We start from the raw sequence: 20310 nt of genomic DNA on the forward strand, positions 1-20310 counted from the left end.
AGCGTGACACCCCCCTGCGCCGCTCACTCTTCTACCAACGCACGCGCGCCGCCACCGGAACCGGTGACGGCGCGCGCAGAGGGTGACCGCAGCCCAGTGCTGTGCCCTCCAAAGACCCAGATCAGCCCTCGTCGTTGTTGCGGATGGCCTTCACGGCCGCCTCGAGGCGGCGACCGTAGTCCGCGTCGGCGGCGTGGAAGAACGGCAGGACGCGCTCGACCACGTCGTCACGGCTGACCGAGCCGATGGAGCCGGCCAGGTTCGCGATCAGACGCTCCTGCTCGCCCTCGGACATCAGCCGGAACAGCTCACCGGCCTGGAAGAAGTCGTCGTCCTTGGCGTGCTGGGCGGCGCTGTGCGTGCCGGTCCAGCCGGACACGGCGGTCGGCGCGGCCAGCGGCGCGTCGGTCTGACGCGGGCCGTCGTACGAGTTGGGCTCGTAGTTCTTGGCCCGGCCGCCCGCGTTGACCGCGCTGTAGCCGTCGCGGCCGTAGTTGTTCGCCTCGGTCGCCTTCGGCGCGTTGATCGCCAGCTGGGTGTGGTTGACACCCAGGCGGTAGCGGTGCGCGTCGGCGTAGGCGAACAGACGGCCCTGGAGCATCTTGTCCGGGGAGGCGCCGATGCCGGGCACGAAGTTGTTCGGCGAGAACGCGGCCTGCTCGACCTCGGCGAAGACGTTGTCGGGGTTCCGGTTCAGCACCAGGCGCCCGACGCGCTGCAGCGGGTAGTCCGCGTGCGGCCAGACCTTGGTCAGGTCGAACGGGTTGAACTGGTAGTTCGCGGCCTCGGCGACCGGCATCAGCTGCACGTGGACGGTCCAGCTGGGGTAGATCCCGCGCTCGATGGCCTGGTGCAGGTCACGCTGGTGGCTGTCCGGGTCCTGGCCGGCCAGCTCGGCGGCCTGGCCGGCGTCCAGGCTGCGGATGCCCTGGTTGGTCTTGAAGTGGTACTTCACCCAGTAGGCGGCGCCGTCCTCGGCGACCCACTGGTAGGTGTGGGAGCCGTAGCCGTTCATGTGACGGTAGGACGCCGGGATGCCGCGGTCACCGAAGAGCCAGGTGATCTGGTGCAGCGACTCGGGCGAGTAGGACCAGTAGTCCCACACGTTGTCCGCCTCGCCCATGCCCGTGAACGGGTCACGCTTCTGCGAGTGGATGAAGTCGGGGAACTTGATCGGGTCCTTGATGAAGAACACCGGGGTGTTGTTGCCGACGAGGTCGTAGTTGCCCTCCTCGGTGTAGAACTTCAGCGCGAAGCCGCGCGGGTCGCGCACCGCGTCGGCCGCGCCGAGGTTGCCGGCCACGGTCGAGAAGCGCAGGAACACGTCCGTGCGCTTGCCGACGGTGTTCAGGAACGCCGCCCGGGTGAACGGGGTGACGTCGTCGGTGACCTCGAAGTAGCCGTGCGCGCCGGAACCACGGGCGTGCACGATGCGCTCCGGGATGCGCTCCCGGTTGAACCGGGCCAGCTTCTCGATCAGCTGCTGGTCCTGGATCAGCACCGGGCCGCCGATGCCGGCCTGGGCGGAGTTCTGGTTGTCGGCGACGGGCGCGCCGGACTCGGTGGTCAGGATTTTCGACATGGAGGTACCTCGGACCGGGTGGATGAGAGGGAAAGTTGCACGGCCTCAGGGGCGCGGGGCTCTACTGATTTGCGGCTCCGCCGCGTGGGCGCGCCCCAGTGGTGGTTAACGGCAGCTGCTGGGAGGAAAGCCGTCGGCGGGCGTCAGACTCCCAGCAGCCGCCAGATCGCGGCCCGGCGGCGCGAGGACTCCGCGCCGTCCGGGGTGTCGGCCGGCTGGAGCGCGGCCTCGGTGGCACGGGCGGCCGCCGCATCGGCCAGCGGGCGGGCGGCAGCCACGGTGCGGGCCTCGCCGACCGTCAGGCCGGCCTCGGTGAGGGCCTGCTCGGCCTCGACCGCCGGGACCAGGTTCAGCCAGCGCAGCGCGTGCGCGGCACGGCCCGCCTCGGTCAGGCGGCCGGTGAGCCGCAGCCGGGCGATACCGCCGTCCGGGTAGACGTCCAGGCGAGCGGCGGTGACCGCCTCGCTCGGGGCGACCCGGTAGCGGTGGCGGGTGTCCGGCTGGAGCCGCGTGCGCGGCAGCAGCTGGATCCACTCGCCGGTGGCGGCGGAGCGACCGGAGACGGACGCCCAGCCGGGGCAGTTCGCGACGAAGTGGGTGGTGTCGATCTCGACGGCCAGCACCTCGCCCTCGCCGACCAGGTCGAGCTCGACCCAGTCGTTGTCCTTGTTGCGGCGGCGCCGCGTCTCCCAGCCCTCACCCATCACGGCCGCCCGGCCCAGGGAATTGAGGTTGTGCGGGGAGGAGAAGTACCGGTCGGAAGCCCCGGTGGCGACGCCGCCGAACTCCTGGGCGGCCAGATCGAAGGTGAGCCCGTCCAGGTCGCGCGGGTCGGCGACGACCTCGCCGTGCACGCGCAGACGGGCGACACCGCCGTCGGGCCATATGTTGAGCCGTACGTGGGTGAAGCGCTGCTCGACGTCGACGGCGAACTCGTGCGCGGTGTCGCCCTTGAGCGCGGTGCGCGGCACGATCTCGGTCCACTCGGCGGCCTCGACCTCCTCCGGGGAGGGGTTGCCGGGGATGGACGCGGCCTCGACGGAGCCGGCCTCCGGGTAGTTGCCGGTGAAGTGCGCGGTGTCGACGACGACACCCCGGATCACGCCCGGGACACCGAGGCGAATCAGCGCCCAGTCGTGGTCGTCGTCGGTCGGGTGCGGCTCCTCGGCGCCGGCGCCGCGACGGCGGCGGGTCTCCCAGCCGTCCATGATCTGGCCCTTGTGGCCGAAGGTGTGCGGCCGGAACTCGGCGGGCTTGGCGACGAGGAGGTTCTCCTTCTCGGCGAACAGCTCGTCGTTGGCGGCGATCACGCCCGCGCCCAGGGACCGGGCGGCGAGATTGACCAACTCGGTGAAGGCGGCGGGCTTCTGGGTGTCGGTCACTTCTCTCCTCGGGTCAGCAGTCGGCCGGCCGGGGTGCCGTTCACGTCCACCGGCTCACCGCGGAGCCAGGTGGTGCGGACGACGCCGGACAGCGAGCGGCCTGCGTAGGGGGTCACGGGGTGGCGGTGGTGCAGCCCGGCGGGGTCCACGGTGAACGCGGCGTCCGGGTCGAAGGCCACCAGGTCGGCGTCCATGCCGGCGGCGATGGCGCCCTTGGTCGAAAGACCGACGAGCGAGGCGGGGCCGGAGGCCATCCAGCGCACGACGTCGGAGAGGGTGTTGCCGCGGCGGCGCGCCTCGGTCCAGATGGCGGGCAACCCGAGCTGCAAGGAGGCGATCCCGCCCCAGGCGGCGGCGAAGTCGCCGTCACCGCCGAGGCTCGGCAGGTGCTTGAGCTCGGGGGTGGAAGGCGAGTGGTCGGACACGATCCCGACGAACTCGCCTGCGGCGAGCGCCTGCCAGAGCAGGTCGCGGTTGGACTCGCTGCGGATCGGCGGACAGCACTTGAAGGCGGTGTCGCCGACGGGAACCTGCTCGGCGGCGAGGGTGAGGTAGTGGGGGCACGTCTCGGCGGTCACCTGGACGCCGGCCGCGCGGGCCTCGCGCAGCAGCGGCAGCACGCCGGCGGAGGAGACGTGCAGGATGTGGACGCGGGCGCCGGTGCGCTGCGCGATCTCCAGCAGGGTGGAGACGGCGACGGCCTCGGCGTCGTCGGGCCGCGACGCGAGGAAGTCCGCGTACTGCGGGCCGGGCGTGTGCGGGGCCTCGTCGAGGATCCGGGGGTCCTCGGCGTGGATGATCGCCAGCGCGCCGATCCGGGCCTGCTCGGCGAGCGCCTCTTCGAGCTGCTCGCGGTTCAGGTGCGGGAACTCGTCGACGCCGGAGGGGGCGAGGAAGCTCTTGAAGCCGAAGACGCCGGCGTCGTGGAGCGGGGCGAGGTCGCCGGTGTTGCCGGGGATCGCGCCGCCCCACAGGCCGGTGTCGACGAAGAGGCGGTCGGCCGCGACCTTGCGCTTGGCCTCCAGGCCGTCGACCGTCGTGGTCGGCGGGATGGAGTTGAGCGGCATGTCGACGATCGTCGTCACGCCGCCGGCCGCGGCAGCCCGGGTGGCGGTGGCGAAGCCCTCCCACTCGGTGCGACCGGGCTCGTTCACGTGGACGTGGCTGTCGACCAGACCGGGGAGGAGTACGAGCTCACCGAGGTCGACGACCTCGCCCTCGCCGGCGCCGTAGGCCAGGACCTCGACGATCCGCCCCTCGCTCACAACCACGTCGGCGGCTCGCTCGCCGTCCGGGAGGACGGCGCGTCGGGAACGGAACACCTTGGTCAACTGGGGCCTCCTGATCGGGTTGCCGTGAGATTAGGCTTCGCTTCAACAAAACGTCAACGGTTTGATTCAACCAGTTGTTGAAGCGCGCAGAGGGGATCGATTCGGTCGAACGTACGGAGCCACCAGGGGCGCGAGGAACTGCGCGAGAACCACGGGCCTGCGGACGGCCCTGCACGTGCGGGGCTCTACGTCCCAGGGTGGCCTGTCGCGCCCTGCGGCGCAGCCGCCTGACGACAGAGCCCCGCGCCCCTGGGTCGTGCAACTACCTCATTCCGCGCCGAGGAAGCTGCGCGCGAGCCGCTCCCCAGCCAACTCGGCCAGTTCCCCGGCGCGGGTGAGGCTGTCGCCGTCAGGGCCGGCCAGTTCCACGAGCGAGAGCACGGCGGCGAACCCCGCGGCGCGCCACTGCGTCTCACTCAGTTCCAGCAGGCCGCACACCGCCGCGACCGGGACACCATGCCCGGCCGCCGCGTCGGCGACTCCGGCGGGCGCCTTGCCGTGCAGGGTCTGCACGTCGAGGCAGCCTTCGCCGGTCACGACCAGGCGGGCTCCCCGCACCGCCTGGTCGAAACCCAGAAGTTCCAGCAGAAGCGCGATCCCGGGCCGCAGGGACGCTCCGAGCAGGGCGATGGCCCCGAAACCCAGACCGCCCGCCGCACCGGCACCCGGCGTCTGCCGAAGATCGTTGCCGGTCAGCCCGGCCACGTGGTCGGCCCAGTGGGCCAGCGCGGCGTCCAACTCGGCCACGTTCTCGGGCGTGGCGCCCTTCTGCGGGCCGTAGACCGCAGGCGCGCCGCGCTCCCCCAGCAGCGGGTTGTCGACGTCGCTGGCGACGACGACCTCCACCCCGTTCAGCGTGTCCGCGAGCGGGCCGGGGTCGATCGACGCCAGCCGGGCCAGCGCGACACCGCCGGGCGGAAGCTCCTCGCCCTCCTCGTCGAGGAGCCGCATGCCCAGCGCCTGGGCCATGCCGGCCCCGCCGTCGGTGCAGGCCACTCCCCCGAGGCCGAGCACCAGCTTGCGGCAACCCAGCTCCAGCGCCTTGCGGACGAGCTCGCCCGTCCCGTAGCTGGAGGCGGTCAGCGGCGCCTTGACGCCGCCCGGCAGCAGTTGCAGGCCACTGGCCTGGGCCGCCTCGATGACCGCCGTCTCCCCCTGCACGGCGATCACCGCCTCGACCGGCTCGCCGGTGGGGCCCTGGGCCTTCACCGGCACGGCGCGGAACCCGGCCGCGATCGCCGCGGCCACCGTCCCCTCGCCGCCGTCGGCGACGGGCAGGGCCCGGACCTCGGTGCCCGGCGCGGCGCGCCGAATACCGGCCGCGATGCGCTCCGCGGCCTGTGCAGCGGTGAGGCTGCCCTTGAACTTGTCGGGTGCGACCACGACATGACCTTGGTTGTCCGACACTGACAGCCTCACCTTCTGCTTCACGAATGCCTCCCGGCGACGCGGGCACGACCGGATAGTCCCCAACATTTCTGGGGCGCGCCGCCGGGAGGAGACTATGACCCGCTTTCACGGGTCGACCGGGAGGGTCAGGCGCCCAGCAGGGCGGTGGGGGCGTCGCCGGGCTCGGTGGCCAGGTCCTCCCACTCGTTGACCTTGTCGATGTCGGCGCCCGCCATGGAGACGTTGGTGATCCGCTCCAGGATGACCTCGACGATGACCGGCACCTTGAACTCGGCGACCAGCTTCTGCGCCTGCTCCAGGGCGCCGGCGATCTCGCCGGGCTCGGTGACCCGGATCGCCTTGCAGCCCAGGCCCTCGGCGACCTTGACGTGGTCCACGCCGTACCCGTTGACCTCGGGGGCGTTGATGTTGTCGAAGGACAGCTGGACGCAGTAGTCCATGTCGAAGTTGCGCTGCGCCTGACGGATCAGACCCAGGTAGGCGTTGTTCACGACCACGTGGACGTAGCCGATGTTGAACTGCGCCCCGACCGCCAGCTCCTCGATCATGAACTGGAAGTCGTAGTCGCCCGAGAGCGCGACGACGGTCTCGTCCGGCACCGCGGTGGCGACACCGAGCGCGGCCGGGACGGTCCAGCCCAGCGGACCCGCCTGGCCGGCGTTGATCCAGTGCCGGTCCTTGTAGACGTGCAGCAGCTGCGCGGCCTGGATCTGCGAGAGGCCGATGGTGGTGACGTAGCGGACGTCGCGCCCGAACGCCTTGTTCATCTCCTCGTACACGCGCTGCGGCTTGACCGGCACGTTGTCGAAGTGCGTCTTGCGCAGCAGCGTGGCCTTGCGCTCCTGGCAGGAGGCGGCCCAGGCGCTGTAGTCCTTCAGCGTCTGCGCGGCCTTGCGCTCGCGCGCCACCTCGACGAACAGCTGGAGGGCGGCCTTGGCGTCGGAGACGATGCCGTAGTCGGGGGCGAAGGTGCGCCCGATCTGGGTCGGCTCGATGTCGACGTGGACGAACTTACGGCCCGCCGTGTAGACGTCGGTGTTGCCGGTGTGGCGGTTGGCCCAGCGGTTGCCGATGCCGATGACGAAGTCCGACTCCAGCAGCGTCGCGTTGCCGTAGCGGTGCGAGGTCTGCAGGCCGACCATGCCCGCGGTGAGCGGGTGGTCGTCCGGGATGGTGCCCCAGCCCATCAGGGTCGGGACGACCGGGACGCCGGTCAGCTCGGCGAACTCGACCAGCAGCTCGGCCGCGTCGGCGTTGATGACGCCGCCGCCGGAGACGATCAGCGGGCGCTCGCTGGCCTGGAGCAGGTCCAGGGCCTTCTCCACCTGGGCACGGGTCGCGGACGGCTTGTAGACCGGCAGCGGCTCGTAGGTGTCGATGTCGAACTCGATCTCGGTCATCTGGACGTCGATCGGGAGGTCGATCAGGACCGGGCCGGGACGGCCGGAGCGCATCAGGTGGAAGGCCTGCTGGAAGGCCCCCGGCACCTGGGCCGCCTCCAGCACGGTGACGGCCATCTTCGTCAGCGGCTTCGCGATGGACGCGATGTCGACCGCCTGGAAGTCCTCCTTGTGCAGCTTGGCCACCGGCGCCTGGCCGGTGATGCACAGGATCGGGATCGAGTCGGCCTGGGCCGAGTAGAGCCCGGTGATCATGTCCGTCCCGGCCGGGCCGGAGGTGCCGATGCAGACACCGATGTTGCCGGCCTTGGCCCGGGTGTAACCCTCGGCCATGTGGGAGGCGCCCTCGACGTGGCGGGCCAGCGTGTGGTGCAGGCCGCCGCGCTTGCGGATCGCGGAGTAGAAGGGGTTGATCGCTGCGCCGGGCAGGCCGAACAGGTTGGTGACGCCCTCGCGCTTGAGGATCTCGACGGCTGCTTCAGCCGCGGTCATGCGAGCCATGTTCAGGCGACCTTTCCGGACAGGCGCTCCAGGTTGCGCAGCAGGGCGGAGTGGTCCAGCCCGCCGTCACCGGCGTTGCGCATGGCGGTGATGAAGTCCGCGACCAGCGCGGCGGTGGGCAGCGGGACCTCGACGGCACGCGCGGCGGACAGCAGGTTGCCCATGTCCTTGTGGTGCAGGTCGAGGCGGAAGCCCGGCGCGAAGTCGCGCTTGAGGAAGTTGTTCTTCTTGCGGGTCAGCACGGTCGAGCCGGCCAGACCACCGTTGAGGACGTCGAGCGCGACCTCCAGGTCCACGCCGGACTTCTCCAGGAAGACCACGGCCTCGGCGCACGCCTGGATGTTGACGGCGACGATCAGCTGGTTGGCGACCTTGACGGTCTGGCCGGAGCCGGACGGGCCGACCAGCGCCACGGTGGTGCCCAGGGCCTTGAGGATCGGCTCGGCCTCGTCGAAGTCGGCGCGCTCGCCACCGACCATGATCGAGAGCACGCCCTCGATGGCGCCGGCCTCACCACCGGAGACGGGGGCGTCGATGGAACGCAGACCCTTCTCCTTGGCGGCGGCGGCGACGCGCTGCGAGATCTGCGGCGTCACCGAGCTCATGTCGATGAGGAGCGCACCAGCGGCGGCGTTCTCCAGCACGCCGGCCTCGCCGAAGTAGACGGCCTCGACCTGCGGGTCGGCCGGCACCATCGTGATGACGATCTCGGCGTCCTTGACGGCCTCGGCGATCGACGCGGCGCCCTTGCCGCCGTCGGCGATCAGCTTGTCGATCGGCGCCTGGACCAGGTTGAAGCCGGTGACGGTGTGGCCTGCCTTGACCAGGTTGGCGGCCATCGGGCTGCCCATGATGCCGAGCCCGATGAAGGCGATACGGCGGGGGGTCGTGCTCATCAGTATCTCCTTGGGAGGTGTCAGGAAAGTCAGCGAGTGCTGGCGCGAAGCTCGCGCGGCAGCCACTCGAAGGAGTCGGCCGAGGCAACCCCGGCAACCGGCTTGTACTCCAGGCCGATGTAGCCTTCGTAGCCAGCGGCATCCAGCTGCGACAGCAGCGCCGGGAAGTCCAGCTCACCCGAACCCGGGTAGTTGCGGGCGGGCGCGTCAGCGATCTGCACGTGGCCGATCCGGTCCGCGTACTCGCTGATCACGGCGGACAGGTCCTCGCCGTTCCGCGCCAGGTGGTACAGGTCGCAGAGGAACTTCGTGTTCCCGAGGCCCGTGGCCGCGTTCACCGCGTCCACCACCGCCACCGCGTCCTTCGAACTCAACAGTCCGTACTGCGGCGCCTCCGGCGCGTTCAGCGCCTCGACCAGCAGGATCGCGCCGATCCCGTGCGCGGCCTGCGCGGCCAGCGCGAGGTTCTCCAGCGCGAGGGCGTCCTGCTCGGCGACCGGTACGTCCTCGACCCGGTTGCCGTACAGGGCGTTCAGCGCCTTGCAGCCCAGGGACTCGGCGAGGCCGACCGCCACCGCGATGTTCTCGCGGAACCGCTCGGAGTCGGCGGGGCGCGACAGCAGGCCCTTGTCGCCACCGGCCATGTTGCCGGCGTCGAAGTTGAGGCCGGTCAGCTGGACACCGGCGGCGCGGAAGGCGTCGGCCAGGGCGTCCAGCTCCGCCTGCGGCGGGGTGGGACCGTCGAGGGTCCACCACAGCTCCGCAGCGTCGAAGCCCGCGGCCTTGGCCGCCGCCGGACGCTCCACGAGCGGGAGCTCGGTGAAGAGGATCGAGAGGTTGGCGGTCCAGCGCTGGTTGAGCCAGCTCTGCGTCGCGGCGGTCATGCCATCACCTGTGTTCCACATTGCGGAAGATGTTTTCTGCTTGACGAAACTATCGCACGTCGCTTCAACAGTTTGTCAAGCACCTCTCGGATCCTGGCCGTTCCCCGGATACGCTTCGGACGTGCGATTGAAGGTGGAGTTCACGACCGAGCCGTTCGAACTGGACGGCTTCCCGGAGCATGCGCGCACAGCGCGCCGCGTCGTCGACGAGGCCGGGCTCAGCGTCGACGTCGGCCCGTTCGGCACCACAGCCGAGGGCGAGGCCGAGCAGACGCTGACGGCGATCGACCGACTGGTCCGCGAGACCCTGGCGCACGGCGCCACCCGGATCTCGCTCCAGGTCAGCGTCCTCGACGGACTGGAGGAAGGGGAGGGATCCGGATGAGCGGCGAGCAGCACCCGCTGGCCATAGCCATCAAGCCGCTGCTCGACGCCGTCGGCGCCAGCGCGGTGAGCCTGGACGAGGTCCAGCCGAACGACGTCACGCTCGAGTGGGAGGGCAGGCCGGCCGTCGCCGTGCGCCTGCCCGGCCTGGAGAGCGCGCTGGACCGGCTGCTGAACGAGATCCGCCGCCAGTTCGGCGGCGCGGACCTCGCCACGCTGGACCGGGTCGACAAGCAGCGGGTGGTCGCCCTGCTGGAGGAACGCGGGGCGTTCACCATCCGGCACGGCGTGGAGAACGTGGCCGCGGCGCTCGGCGTCAGCCGGTTCACGGTCTACAACTACCTCAACCGCCAGCAGGCGGCGGGCAAGCAGACCTGACACGCAACCCAACAGCCGATTGCAACACTGGGCTCGTTTCAACGCTGGGCACATTTCAACAAAGTGTTGACGTTCGGGGTCGGCGGATCTACTTTTCTCGTGGCACCCACTTTCGGAGGTCACGAGTGACCCAACCCGCCACCCCGACGGACATCGTCCTCGACCGCGTCAACGCGATCGACGACGAGGTGCTGGAAGAACTCCTGAAGGAGATCTGCTCCAGCCCCACCTGGGCGACGCTCGTACGCCTCGCCCGCCCCTACCGCGACCGGATCGCCTTCCACGCCGCCAACGCGACCGCGATGGAAGCCCTGTCCGCAGCGGACCTGAACGACGCGATGGCCGGGCACGCCCGGATCGGCACCCCCAAACCGGGCGACGCCACCTCGGAGCGCGAACAGGCCGGCGTCCAGGGCGCCGACGACGCGCTCCTGGCCGACCTGGCCGCCGCGAACGCCTCCTACGAGGAGAAGTTCGGCCACGTCTTCCTGATCTGCGCCACCGGGCGCACCGCCGCGACCATGCTCGCCGCGCTGCGTGAGCGCCACCCCAACGACGCCGCCACCGAGCGGGAGATCGTCCGGGGCGAGCTCCGCAAGATCAACGACATCCGCATCGACCGCCTGCTCGACGAGAGCTGACGAGCCGGCGGCACCGCACGCACGCTGTGACACAGAACTGCGCGAGGACTTCCATGACCTCCATCTCCACCCACGTGCTCGACACCAGTCTCGGCAAGCCCGCCGCGGGCATCCCGGTCGAGCTGGCCCAGCAGGTCGCCGGCGAGTGGAAGGCCCTCGGGTCCTCCGCCACCGACGCCGACGGCCGCTGCAAGGACCTGCCGGTACCGGACCTGAGCGCCGGCACCGTGGTCCGGCTCCGTTTCACCACCGACGGAGCCTTCTTCCCCGAGGTCGCCATCGTCTTCGACGTCGACCCGGCCCAAGCCCACTACCACGTACCCCTGCTGCTGAACCCGTTCGGGTACTCCGTCTACCGAGGGAGCTAGACCATGGCCCACCAGCTCGGCCAGAACCAGTACGGCAAGGCGGAGAACCGCGTCGTACGGATCACCCGCAACGGCAACCGCCACGAGATCCGGGACCTGAACGTCTCCGTCGCCCTCTCCGGCGACCTCGACGACGTCCACCTGACGGGTTCCAACGCGCACTGCCTGCCGACGGACACCACCAAGAACACGGTGTTCGCCTACGCCAAGAAGTTCGGCATCCAGTCGCCCGAGAACTTCGGCATCCTGCTCGCCCGCCACTTCGTGGACGACACCCCGCCGATCCACCGCGCGCGGATCCGGGTCGAGGAGTACGTCTGGGACCGCATCGAGATCCCGGACAACAAGGCCCGCTTCATCGGCTCCGAGGAGATCGGCCACTCCTTCGTCCGCCGCAACACCGAGGTCCGCACCTCCGAGATCGTCTACGACGGCACGAACGTGCAGGTCATCTCGGGCCTGAAGGACCTGGTCGTGATGAACTCGACCAACTCGGAGTTCTGGGGCTACATCAAGGACGAGTACACCACCCTCAAGGAGGCGTACGACCGGATCCTGGCCACCCAGGTCACCGCCCGCTGGAAGTTCGGCTTCACCGGCGCCGAGGGCGAGCAGGAGCCCAACTGGGACCGCTCCTACGCGCAGGTCCGCCGCCACATGCTGGAGGCCTTCGCCGAGACCTACTCGTACTCGCTTCAGCAGACCCTCTACGGGATGGGCACCCGGGTGCTGAACAACCGCCCCGAGGTGGACGAGGTCCGCCTGGAGCTCCCGAACAAGCACCACTTCCTCGTCGACCTCGAGCCCTTCGGTCTGGAGAACGACAACGAGGTCTACTACGCTGCGGACAGGATGTACGGTCTCATCGAGGGCACCGTGCACCGCGACGGCGTGACCCCCGTCATTCCGGTGGCCTAACGCCCAGGTTTCACCCCGCTCGACCCCAGGGATTCTCTCCGCCGTCCCGCCCTGGGCCGCACCAGACGGCGGTACTCTCACCAGTCCGCTGTCAGGAGCACGAGCCATGGCACTTGAAGCAACCCCAGGTCCCGTCGAGCGCATCGTCATCGAGAACGCCGCGATCGCGACGGTCGACGCCCTGGACACCGAGTACAAGCGCGGCCACGTCGTCATCGCCGGCAACATCATCGAGTCCGTCGGCGAGGGCCCCGCCCCCGCCTGGCTGGAGAACGTGGCACGGCGGATCAACGCCGAGGGCCATCTGGTCACCCCGGGCCTGGTCAACACGCACCACCACTTCTACCAGTGGATCACCCGCGGCCTGGCGCAGGACAACATCCTGTTCGACTGGCTGGTCGCCCTCTACCCGACCTGGTCGCGGATCGACGACAAGCTCGTCCACGCCGCCTCCCAGGGTTCGGCGGCCGCGCTGCTGAAGTCCGGCTGTACCACCGCCTCGGACCACCACTACGTGTTCCCGCAGGGCGGCGGCGACATCCTCGGCGCCTCCATCGAGGCCGTCTCCGAGCTGGGCATGCGCTTCACCGCGCTGCGCGGCTCGATGTCCCGCGGCAAGAGCGACGGCGGCCTGCCGCCGGACCACGCGGTGGAGAAGACCGAGGACATCCTCATCGCCTCCGAGGCGGCCGTGGACAAGTGGCACGACGCCTCCTTCGGCTCGATGCTGCACGTCGCGATCGCGCCCTGCTCGCCGTTCTCGGTGACCACGGACCTGATGAAGGAGGCGGCCGAGCTCGCCCGCCGCAAGGGCGTGCGCCTGCACACCCACGGCTCGGAGACGGCCGAGGAGGAGCAGTTCTGCAAGGAGCTGTTCGGAATGGGCCCGACCGACTACTTCGAGTCGGTCGGCTGGCTGGGCGAGGACGTGTGGATGGCGCACTGCGTCCACATGAACGACTCCGACATCCAGAAGTTCGCGGAGACCGGGACCGGTGTCGCCCACTGCCCGTCCTCCAACGCCCGCCTCGCCGCCGGCATCGCCCGGGTGCCCGACATGCTGGCGGCCGGCGTCCCGGTCGGCCTCGGCGTGGACGGCACGGCCTCCAACGAGTCCGGTGAGCTCGGCACCGAGCTGCGCAACGCGCTGCTCATCAACCGCCTCCACGGCCGTCCGGACGCGCTGACCGCGCGTTCGACGCTGCGCCTGGGCACCATGGGCGGCGCCCGGGTGCTCGGCCGCCAGGCCGAGATCGGCTCGGTCGAGGTGGGCAAGCTCGCCGACCTGGCGCTGTGGAAGGTCGACGGCATCATGCACTCCTCGATCGCCGACCCGGTCGCGGCGCTGGTCATGGGCGCGCTGCCGCCCCTGTCGCTGCTGCTGGTCAACGGCCGTCCGGTGGTCGAGCACGGCCACCTGACCACGGTGAACGAGGACCGCATCGCGAAGGCCTGCGCCGACGCGGCCAAGGAGCTCGCTTCTCGCGGCTAGCCCTCCCGTCGCCCGCCGCCACCCTTCTTGGGACGCGCTGCGCGCGACACCTCTTGTGACTCCGGGCGCGCACTGGGACGGTGTGCCGCCCGGACTCCTCGGCGCGCCCGCGCGCCGCAGGGGCCGAAGCCCCGGACCCACGGCGAGGGTCCGGGGCTTCGGTGTTCCCTTTGGGCATACTGGCCAGTATGTTGTGCGCAACAGGTTATACCGGTGAGTAGCTAGGAGCCGCGCACATGAGGGCGATCCAGATCACGGAGTTCGGCGGGCCCGAGGTCCTGCGCTTGGCCGAGGTCCCCGACCCCGTTCCACAGGCGGGCCAGCTGCTGATCGAGGTCGACGGCGCCGGCGTCAACTACGCCGACACGCACGCCGTCGAGGACTCCTACCTGTCCCGCTCCTCGCTGCCGATGATCCCCGGCGGCGAGGTCGTCGGCCGCACGGGCGACGGTCGTCGCGTCGTCGCCCTCACCGCCACCGGCGGCTACGCCGAGCGCGCCTGCGCATGGGCCCCCATGGCGACGGACGTCCCCGACGAGGTCTCCGACGCGGCGGCGCTGGCGCTGGTCGTCCAGGGCCTCACCGCGTGGAACCTGCTCCGCACCTCGGCGCGGATCGCGCCGGGCGAGTCGGTGGTCGTCCACGCCGCGGCCGGCGGCACCGGGTCCCTGGCGGTCCAGCTCGCGAAGCGGTTCGGCGCGGGACGCGTGATCGCGACGGCCTCGACGAAGGAGAAGCGCGAACTGGCGCTCTCGCTCGGCGCGGACGAGGCGGTCGACGGCGACGCGGACGGCCTCAAGGACCGCCTCGTCGAGGCGAACGGCGGCAAGAAGGTCGACATCGTCCTGGAGATGACCGGCGGCCCGGTCTTCGACGCGTCACTGGCGGCGCTGGCGCCGTTCGGACGGCTGGTGACGTACGGCATGGCCTCGCGGCAGGAGCCGTCGCCGCTGGGCGCGGCGAAGCTGATGGGGCACTCCACGTCGGTGGTGGGCTTCTGGCTGATGCACGCGCTGGGCCGCGCGGACCTGCACACCGAGCCGATGCGTGAGCTGCTCCAGCTGGTCGCCACGGGCGAGCTCACCCCGCAGATCGGTGGCACCCACCCGCTCGCCGAGGCCCGCGAGGTCCACGAGGCCCTGCGCGCCCGCAAGACCACCGGAAAGCTCGTGCTGGACCCCCGGCGTTAGTTGCACCCGCCAGCGGCGCGGGGAGGACGTTGCCGCCGCCGTGGGCGAGGGTGTTGCCCGACGCGGCGGCTGCCCGTCCCGTCGCGTGGGGGGCGTACTGGTGCTGTTCGTGGGACCGCGACGCCAGTGGGCTGACGCCGTGCGTTGGCTCGGGGCAACGTCAAGCGGCGCCCCACGCGGACCTCCCCAGGTTGCGTGAGACGCCGCCAGCCTTCTCCGGGCGCGACGCGCGAGCGTTACAGCAGCGCGTAGCCCGGAAGTGTGAGGAAGTCGACGAACTCGTCGGCGAGCGCCACCTCTTCGAAGAGGCGTGCGGCCTCGTCCCAGCGGCCGTCGGTCTCCTTCAGCGCGGCCAGCTCGGTCGCGACGATCCCGCGGACCAGCGCCGTGGTGACCTTCTCGCCGGTGTCGGCCAGCACGACGGAGTTGTTGACCCACTGCCAGACCTGCGAGCGCGAGATCTCGGCGGTGGCGACGTCCTCCATCATGTTGAAGATCGCCACCGCGCCGAAGCCGCGCAGCCACGCCTCGATGTAGCGCAGGCCCACCTGGACGGCGTTCCGCAGCCCGGTACGGGTGCAGCTGCCGCCCGCCGAGGCCACGTCGAGCAGCTGCTCGCCGCGGACCTCGTCCGCGGGAACGACCTGCTTCTGGTTCGGCGCGTCCCCCAGAACCGCGTCGAACGAGGCACGGCAGACCGGGACCAGGTCCGGGTGGGCGACCCAGGAGCCGTCGAAGCCGTCCCCGGCCTCGCGGTCCTTGTCGGCGCGGACCTTCTCCAGCGCGGCCGCGTTGACCTCCGGGTCGCGGCGCGAGGGGATGAACGCGGCCATGCCGCCGATCGCGTGGGCGCCGCGGCGGTGGCAGGTGCTGACCAGCAGCCGGGTGTAGGCGCGCATGAACGGCGCCGTCATGGTGACGCTGTTGCGGTCCGGCAGCACGTACTTCTCGCCGCCGTCACGGAAGTTCTTGACGATCGAGAAGAGGTAGTCCCAGCGGCCGGCGTTGAGGCCCGCGGCGTGCTCGCGCAGCTCGTAGAGGATCTCCTCCATCTCGAACGCGGCGGTGATCGTCTCGATCAGCACGGTCGCGCGGATGGTGCCGCGCGCGATGCCGAGCGCCTCCTGGGCGTGGACGAAGACCTCGTTCCAGAGCCGCGTCTCCAGGTGGCTCTCGGTCTTCGGGAGGTAGAAGTAGGGCCCGGAGTTGGGGTCCTGCTCGCCTCGGGCGATCAGCGTCGCCGCGTTGCGGAAGAAGTACAGGCCGAAGTCGACGAACGCGCCGGCCACCGGCTCGCCGTCGACCAGCAGGTGCCGCTCGTCCAGGTGCCAGCCGCGCGGGCGCACCACGATGGTCGCCAGCTCCGCGTCCGGCTTGAGCTTGTACTCCTTGCCCTCGGGCGAGGTGAAGTCGATCTCACGCGCCAGCGCGGCGGTGAGGTTGAGCTGGCCCTCGACCAGGTTGCTCCAGCTCGGCGCGGTCGCGTCCTCGAAGTCGGCCAGCCACACCTTGGCACCGGAGTTGAGCGCGTTGATCGCCATCTTGCGGTCCGTCGGACCGGTGATCTCGACCCGGCGGTCGTTCAGCGCCCGCGGCGCGGGGGCGACCTGCCACTCGGCCGCGCGGATCGCGGCGGTCTCGGGAAGGAAGTCCAGGCGGCCCGTGCGGGCGATCTCGGTACGGCGCTCCTTGCGGAGCGCCAGCAGCTCGTTGCGGCGGGCACCGAAGCGGCGGTGGAGGTCGGCGACGAAGGCGAGCGCGGCCGGAGTCAGCACCTCGTCCCCGCGATCCACCACCGGTCCGATGATCTCGACCCCGGTGGGAAGCGGCTTGCTCCCGGTTTCCTGCGCTGCACCCATGGAACCCTCGTCAGTCAGATTCAGAAGATACGGATGATCGATGCGCACTGTGCGGTGCGCGTCGCTTCTGTAAGGTGGAGGCTAGTTTCCGCGATACAGAAATTCAACACTTTGTTGAGTCGGCTTGCCGGACCCTGCCAGGAAGGCTGTTGTGGTGACGTCATCCCTGTCGTCCGACCCCCGCACCACCGGGGGTGCGGGTGCCGACCGCGCCGGGGGCGTGCAGTCGGTCGAGCGTGCCTTCCAACTGCTGGAGGCGCTCGCCGAAGCGGGCGGCGTCAGCACGCTCAGTGATCTTGCCACGGCCTCCGGGCTGCCGATGCCGACCATCCACCGCCTCGTTCGCACGCTCGTGCAGCAGGGTTACGTCCGTCAGGACACCGCTCGACGCTACACCCTGGGCCCGCGGTTGATCCGTCTCGGCGAGACGGCGGGTCGCCTGCTCGGCAGTTGGGCCCGTCCGTTCCTGGCCGAGCTGATGGAGGCCACGGGCGAGACGGCGAACCTGGCGGTCCTGGAGGCGGGCGAGGTCGTCTACGTCGGCCAGGTGCCCTCGCGGCACTCGATGCGGATGTTCACCGAGGTCGGCCGGCGCGTCCAGCCGCACTGCACCGCCGTCGGCAAGGTCCTGCTGGCCCAACTCCCGCCCGCGGAGGCCCTGGCGGCCCTCGGCCACGGGCCGCTCCCCGCCCACACGGTCCACACGGTCACCACCGCGCAGGAGCTGCTGCCGCAGTTCGAGACCGCGCGCGGGGTCGGCTACGCGGTGGACGACCAGGAGCAGGAGATCGGCGTCCGCTGCATCGCCGTCGTGGTCCCCGGCGCCCCGACGCCCACCGCCCTGTCCATCTCCGGTCCCGAGGCGCGCGTCCGCGCCCTGGAGACCCGCACGGGCTCCCGCGCGCTCATCCCGCAGATGCAGGGCATCGCGGAGCGCCTGGGCGAGGCGCTCGCCTCCTCGGCCGCGGAGTAGCCCCGGAAAGGCCACCTGTCAGGGGCGGGTGGCCCGGTAGAAGGTGACCTCACCCAGCACCGGGTGGCGGCGCGTGCCGAGCACCTCGCAGGCGAAGCCCGCCGCGTCGAGCAGGCGGACCGGGCCGCCGTCGGCGTTGTCGGCCAGGTGACCCGCCCTGGCCATGCGCCGGGTCAGGGCGCCGTGCAGGCCGGCCTGCGATCCGGCGAAGTCGACCACGTGCAGGGACCCGCCCGGCCGCAGGACCCGCAGCAGCTCCGCGGCGGCCGCCACCTTGGTGTCGCGGTCGAGGTGGTGCAGCATCAGCGCGGAGAACGCCCGGTCGAAGGAGCCGTCGGCGTAGGGCAACTCCTGCGCGTAGCCGCCCTCGAAGCTGATCTGGTCGAGACCCCGGGCCTTGCGCCGCGCACGGGCCAGCGCGAGCGGATCGGGGTCCGAGCCGACCACCTCGACACCCGGACGGGTCCTCCTGGCCAGCAGGGACAGGTTCCCGGTCCCGCAGCCGATCTCCAGCAGGCGCTGCCCCTCGGCGAGGTCCGCCTGCTCGATCAGCGTGCGATGCAGCCCCGGGACACCCAGCAGCGCGGTGAACCGGTCGTAGAACGGCAGGAGGATGTCGCGCCCGGCCGCCGGGAGGTAGTCGTGGGGCTCCGCGGTACGTCGCGCGGAGGATGCGATGGGAGGATGTTCGGTCATGCCCTCCATGCTGAGTGCATGACTGTTCCGGCAGTTGGTCGATTCTCGCCGGAACCAGGACTATCTTCGGTGCCATGACCGAGTCGGCGAGGGCGGTGCGCCTCCAGGCCGGGGTGCCCGTCTACCAGTACCGGACGGACCCGGAGGCACCTCCGGTCTCCGTGCTGCGGTTCGGCCCGGACTCCCATCCGGGCCACGGGCAGCGCCACATCCACGACTTCCCGGTGCTCATGTACGTCGAGCGGGCCGCGCCCTCGTCGTCCGACGCGCCCCCGGACCCGTTCCTGGACGGCGACCTGTTCGTGGTCGCCCCGGGCGCCGTGATCGACCCGCGGACCGTCTCCGCCTTCGCGGCCGGGACCGGACTGTTCTTCGACCCGACCGCGCTCGGCGTCGGCGAGCAGGGACCGTTGTCGACCTGGCGGGCCCATCCGCTGCTGCTGCCGTTCCTGCACCGCATCCCGGGCGGCCTGCTGCGCGTCCGGGTCCCACCCGCGCGCAGGCCCGTGTGGACGGCGACCATCGACGCCGTCGAGACGGAGCTCGCGGACCGGCAGGAGGGCTACCGCCAGGCCGTCCTGGCCCTTCTGACGCTGCTCCTCGTCGACGTCGGCCGACTGGCCACCGACGTGGTCGGCGACCTGCGCCGCAGCAGGGAGCCGCTGCTGGCCGAGGTCTTCGAGGTGATCGAACGGCGCTTCGCCGAACCGCTGTCGCTGCGCGAGGTGGCCACCGACGTGGGGATGACGCCCGGCCACGTGACCACGGTGGTGCGCCGCCGCACGGGCCGCACCGTCGTCGAGTGGATCACCGAACGCCGCCTCACCGAGGCCCGCCGGCTGCTGGCGGACACCGACCTGCCGATCGCCGAGATCGCCCGCCGCGTGGGCCTGCCCGACCCCGGCTACTTCGCCCGCGTCTTCCGCGCCCGGCACGCCGCCACCCCGCGCGAGTACCGCACCCGCACCCGCACCCGTCTCGCGGCCGCCGGGTCCGGCCTCACGCCCTCAGCGCCCGGACGAGCCAGGAGTGCACCGGGACCAGCCCCGGAACCACCTGCCAGCCGTTGACGATCCAGACCAGTCGCCAGTACCGGTCGACCTCCGGGTCCTGCTCCTCCTCGAACCTGCGGGCCAGCCACTCCCGGAACTCCCTGTCGGGCGTGCGCCCGAACGCCTCGCCGAAACGCCGCACGAGCTCCTCGACGACGGGCGCGGCCCTGTCGGTCAGCGGGTCGACGCCGCACTCCAGCGCATCGGCCACCCGCTCACGGGTGACCGCCATCAGCTCCTCGCCGGCCTCGACCTCGACGGCCGGCGGGTGCCCGGCCGACAGGCGCAGGGTCGTTCGCCGCATCCGCTCCCGGAACGCCTCGTCGCCCACCAGCGCGGCGAGCTCCACCCAGGCGGCGACCTGCTCGTCGGAGGGGTCGTCGGGGAGCGTGGGAGTGGCGGCACGCACCATCGCCTCCGCGGACCCGGCCCGGTCCGCGGAGCCGGACGGACCGGACGGACCGGACGTGCCGGACGTGCCGGACGGGCCGGACATGCTGGACGTGCCGGACGTGCCGGACGTGCCGAAGGTGCCGTCGACGAAGTCGTCGATCAGACGTCGGCGCTCCTCGTCGGACAACTGCATGAGCCTGTGCATGATCGCGGTCTCCTCGGGATCGGATCCACGCCTGGCCACGACCCGCAGCAGGGTCCGACGCAGTCGCAGCGCCTGGATCTGGGCGTCGAGGGCGTCGGCGTGCACCGCCGCCACCTCCCCCAGCGAGAGCCGGCGGTCCAGTACCTGCCGGCTCGTGGCCAGGTCGAGGCCCAGCTCCCGCAGGGTGCGCAGGAGTTCCAGGCGAACGAGTGCGTCGAGGTCGTAGAGCCGGTAGCCGGCGGGACTTCGCGTGGTCGGCGCGACCAGCCCCTCGTCGGAGTAGAACCGGATCGTCCGTACGGACAGACCGGTCCGGCGGGCCAGCTCCCCGATCGGGTAGAGGTCGGTCGCTTCCATGGCCCCCACCCTGCCCCC

General features: G+C 71.2%; 18 protein-coding genes and 1 pseudogene. 9 read left to right on the plus strand and 10 right to left on the minus strand.

All coding sequences use genetic code 11. The annotated features are described in order from the left end of the window. Positions 1–121: 121 nt before the first annotated feature. The 7 genes and pseudogenes from ABH931_RS17185 to ABH931_RS17215 form a co-directional block, all read right to left on the minus strand. Complete coding sequence (locus tag ABH931_RS17185; RefSeq protein WP_370114067.1) at positions 122–1582, minus strand: catalase; 1461 nt, start codon at positions 1580–1582, stop codon at positions 122–124. A gap of 356 nt (positions 1583–1938) precedes the next feature. Beyond that, a pseudogene (alc, locus tag ABH931_RS17190) lies at positions 1939–2964 on the minus strand (allantoicase); the annotation flags it as partial. Further along, on the minus strand, positions 2961–4295 hold the full coding sequence (gene allB / locus ABH931_RS17195; RefSeq protein WP_370114068.1) for an allantoinase AllB: 1335 nt from the start codon (positions 4293–4295) through the stop codon (positions 2961–2963). The pseudogene alc and the gene allB, both read right to left, overlap by 4 nt. 267 nt (positions 4296–4562) lie before the next feature. Next, positions 4563–5678 (minus strand): glycerate kinase, encoded by a 1116-nt coding sequence (locus ABH931_RS17200; RefSeq protein WP_370114070.1) that lies wholly within the window; start codon positions 5676–5678, stop codon positions 4563–4565. Positions 5679–5830: 152 nt separating this feature from the next. Next, positions 5831–7606: a glyoxylate carboligase gene (gcl, locus tag ABH931_RS17205; RefSeq protein ID WP_370114071.1), complete on the minus strand. Its 1776-nt coding sequence runs from the start codon at positions 7604–7606 to the stop codon at positions 5831–5833. A 2-nt stretch (positions 7607–7608) separates the two neighbouring features. Next, complete coding sequence (locus ABH931_RS17210; protein ID WP_370114073.1) at positions 7609–8502, minus strand: 2-hydroxy-3-oxopropionate reductase; 894 nt, start codon at positions 8500–8502, stop codon at positions 7609–7611. A gap of 29 nt (positions 8503–8531) precedes the next feature. Next, a complete protein-coding gene (locus ABH931_RS17215) occupies positions 8532–9386 on the minus strand; it encodes a TIM barrel protein (protein WP_370114075.1) in 855 nt (284 codons plus the stop codon). A gap of 121 nt (positions 9387–9507) precedes the next feature. On the opposite strand from ABH931_RS17215, the gene ABH931_RS17220 reads away from it, so the two are divergent. The 7 genes from ABH931_RS17220 (at position 9508) to ABH931_RS17250 (ending at position 14757) form a co-directional block, all read left to right on the plus strand. Beyond that, a complete protein-coding gene (locus ABH931_RS17220) occupies positions 9508–9771 on the plus strand; it encodes a thiamine-binding protein (RefSeq protein ID WP_370114077.1) in 264 nt (87 codons plus the stop codon). Continuing rightward, positions 9768–10148: a helix-turn-helix domain-containing protein gene (locus tag ABH931_RS17225; RefSeq protein WP_370114079.1), complete on the plus strand. Its 381-nt coding sequence runs from the start codon at positions 9768–9770 to the stop codon at positions 10146–10148. The genes ABH931_RS17220 and ABH931_RS17225 overlap by 4 nt, the downstream gene beginning before the upstream one ends. Before the next feature lie 125 nt (positions 10149–10273). Further along, positions 10274–10789 (plus strand): 2-oxo-4-hydroxy-4-carboxy-5-ureidoimidazoline decarboxylase, encoded by a 516-nt coding sequence (gene uraD, locus ABH931_RS17230; protein WP_370114081.1) that lies wholly within the window; start codon positions 10274–10276, stop codon positions 10787–10789. Between the two features lie 53 nt (positions 10790–10842). Then, positions 10843–11157, plus strand: coding sequence for a hydroxyisourate hydrolase (gene uraH / locus ABH931_RS17235; protein ID WP_370114083.1), 315 nt, complete (start codon positions 10843–10845; stop codon positions 11155–11157). 3 nt (positions 11158–11160) lie between these two features. Then, positions 11161–12075 carry a factor-independent urate hydroxylase gene (pucL, locus tag ABH931_RS17240; protein WP_370114085.1) on the plus strand — a complete coding sequence of 305 codons (915 nt, stop codon included), beginning with the start codon at positions 11161–11163 and terminating at the stop codon, positions 12073–12075. A 106-nt stretch (positions 12076–12181) separates the two neighbouring features. Further along, entirely contained in the window at positions 12182–13567 is a 1386-nt protein-coding gene (locus ABH931_RS17245; protein ID WP_370114087.1) for an 8-oxoguanine deaminase, read from the plus strand. A 236-nt stretch (positions 13568–13803) separates the two neighbouring features. After that, complete coding sequence (locus tag ABH931_RS17250) at positions 13804–14757, plus strand: zinc-binding alcohol dehydrogenase family protein (protein ID WP_370114089.1); 954 nt, start codon at positions 13804–13806, stop codon at positions 14755–14757. A 236-nt stretch (positions 14758–14993) separates the two neighbouring features. Here the strand turns inward: ABH931_RS17250 and aceB are convergent, their stop codons facing one another. Then, positions 14994–16616 carry a malate synthase A gene (gene aceB / locus ABH931_RS17255; RefSeq protein WP_370114091.1) on the minus strand — a complete coding sequence of 541 codons (1623 nt, stop codon included), beginning with the start codon at positions 16614–16616 and terminating at the stop codon, positions 14994–14996. Between the two features lie 151 nt (positions 16617–16767). On the opposite strand from aceB, the gene ABH931_RS17260 reads away from it, so the two are divergent. Then, positions 16768–17589, plus strand: coding sequence for an IclR family transcriptional regulator (locus ABH931_RS17260; protein ID WP_370114093.1), 822 nt, complete (start codon positions 16768–16770; stop codon positions 17587–17589). Positions 17590–17607: 18 nt separating this feature from the next. Here ABH931_RS17260 and ABH931_RS17265 read toward each other — a convergent pair whose 3' ends face one another. Next, positions 17608–18285 (minus strand): class I SAM-dependent methyltransferase, encoded by a 678-nt coding sequence (locus ABH931_RS17265; RefSeq protein WP_370114094.1) that lies wholly within the window; start codon positions 18283–18285, stop codon positions 17608–17610. Between the two features lie 74 nt (positions 18286–18359). On the opposite strand from ABH931_RS17265, the gene ABH931_RS17270 reads away from it, so the two are divergent. After that, positions 18360–19355 (plus strand): helix-turn-helix transcriptional regulator, encoded by a 996-nt coding sequence (locus ABH931_RS17270; protein ID WP_370114096.1) that lies wholly within the window; start codon positions 18360–18362, stop codon positions 19353–19355. Here ABH931_RS17270 and ABH931_RS17275 read toward each other — a convergent pair. Further along, positions 19285–20292 (minus strand): MerR family transcriptional regulator, encoded by a 1008-nt coding sequence (locus tag ABH931_RS17275; RefSeq protein ID WP_370114098.1) that lies wholly within the window; start codon positions 20290–20292, stop codon positions 19285–19287. The genes ABH931_RS17270 and ABH931_RS17275 overlap by 71 nt on opposite strands. Positions 20293–20310: the final 18 nt, after the last annotated feature.

The organism is Streptacidiphilus sp. MAP12-33 (genome assembly GCF_041261265.1).
Taxonomy (GTDB): domain Bacteria; phylum Actinomycetota; class Actinomycetes; order Streptomycetales; family Streptomycetaceae; genus Streptacidiphilus.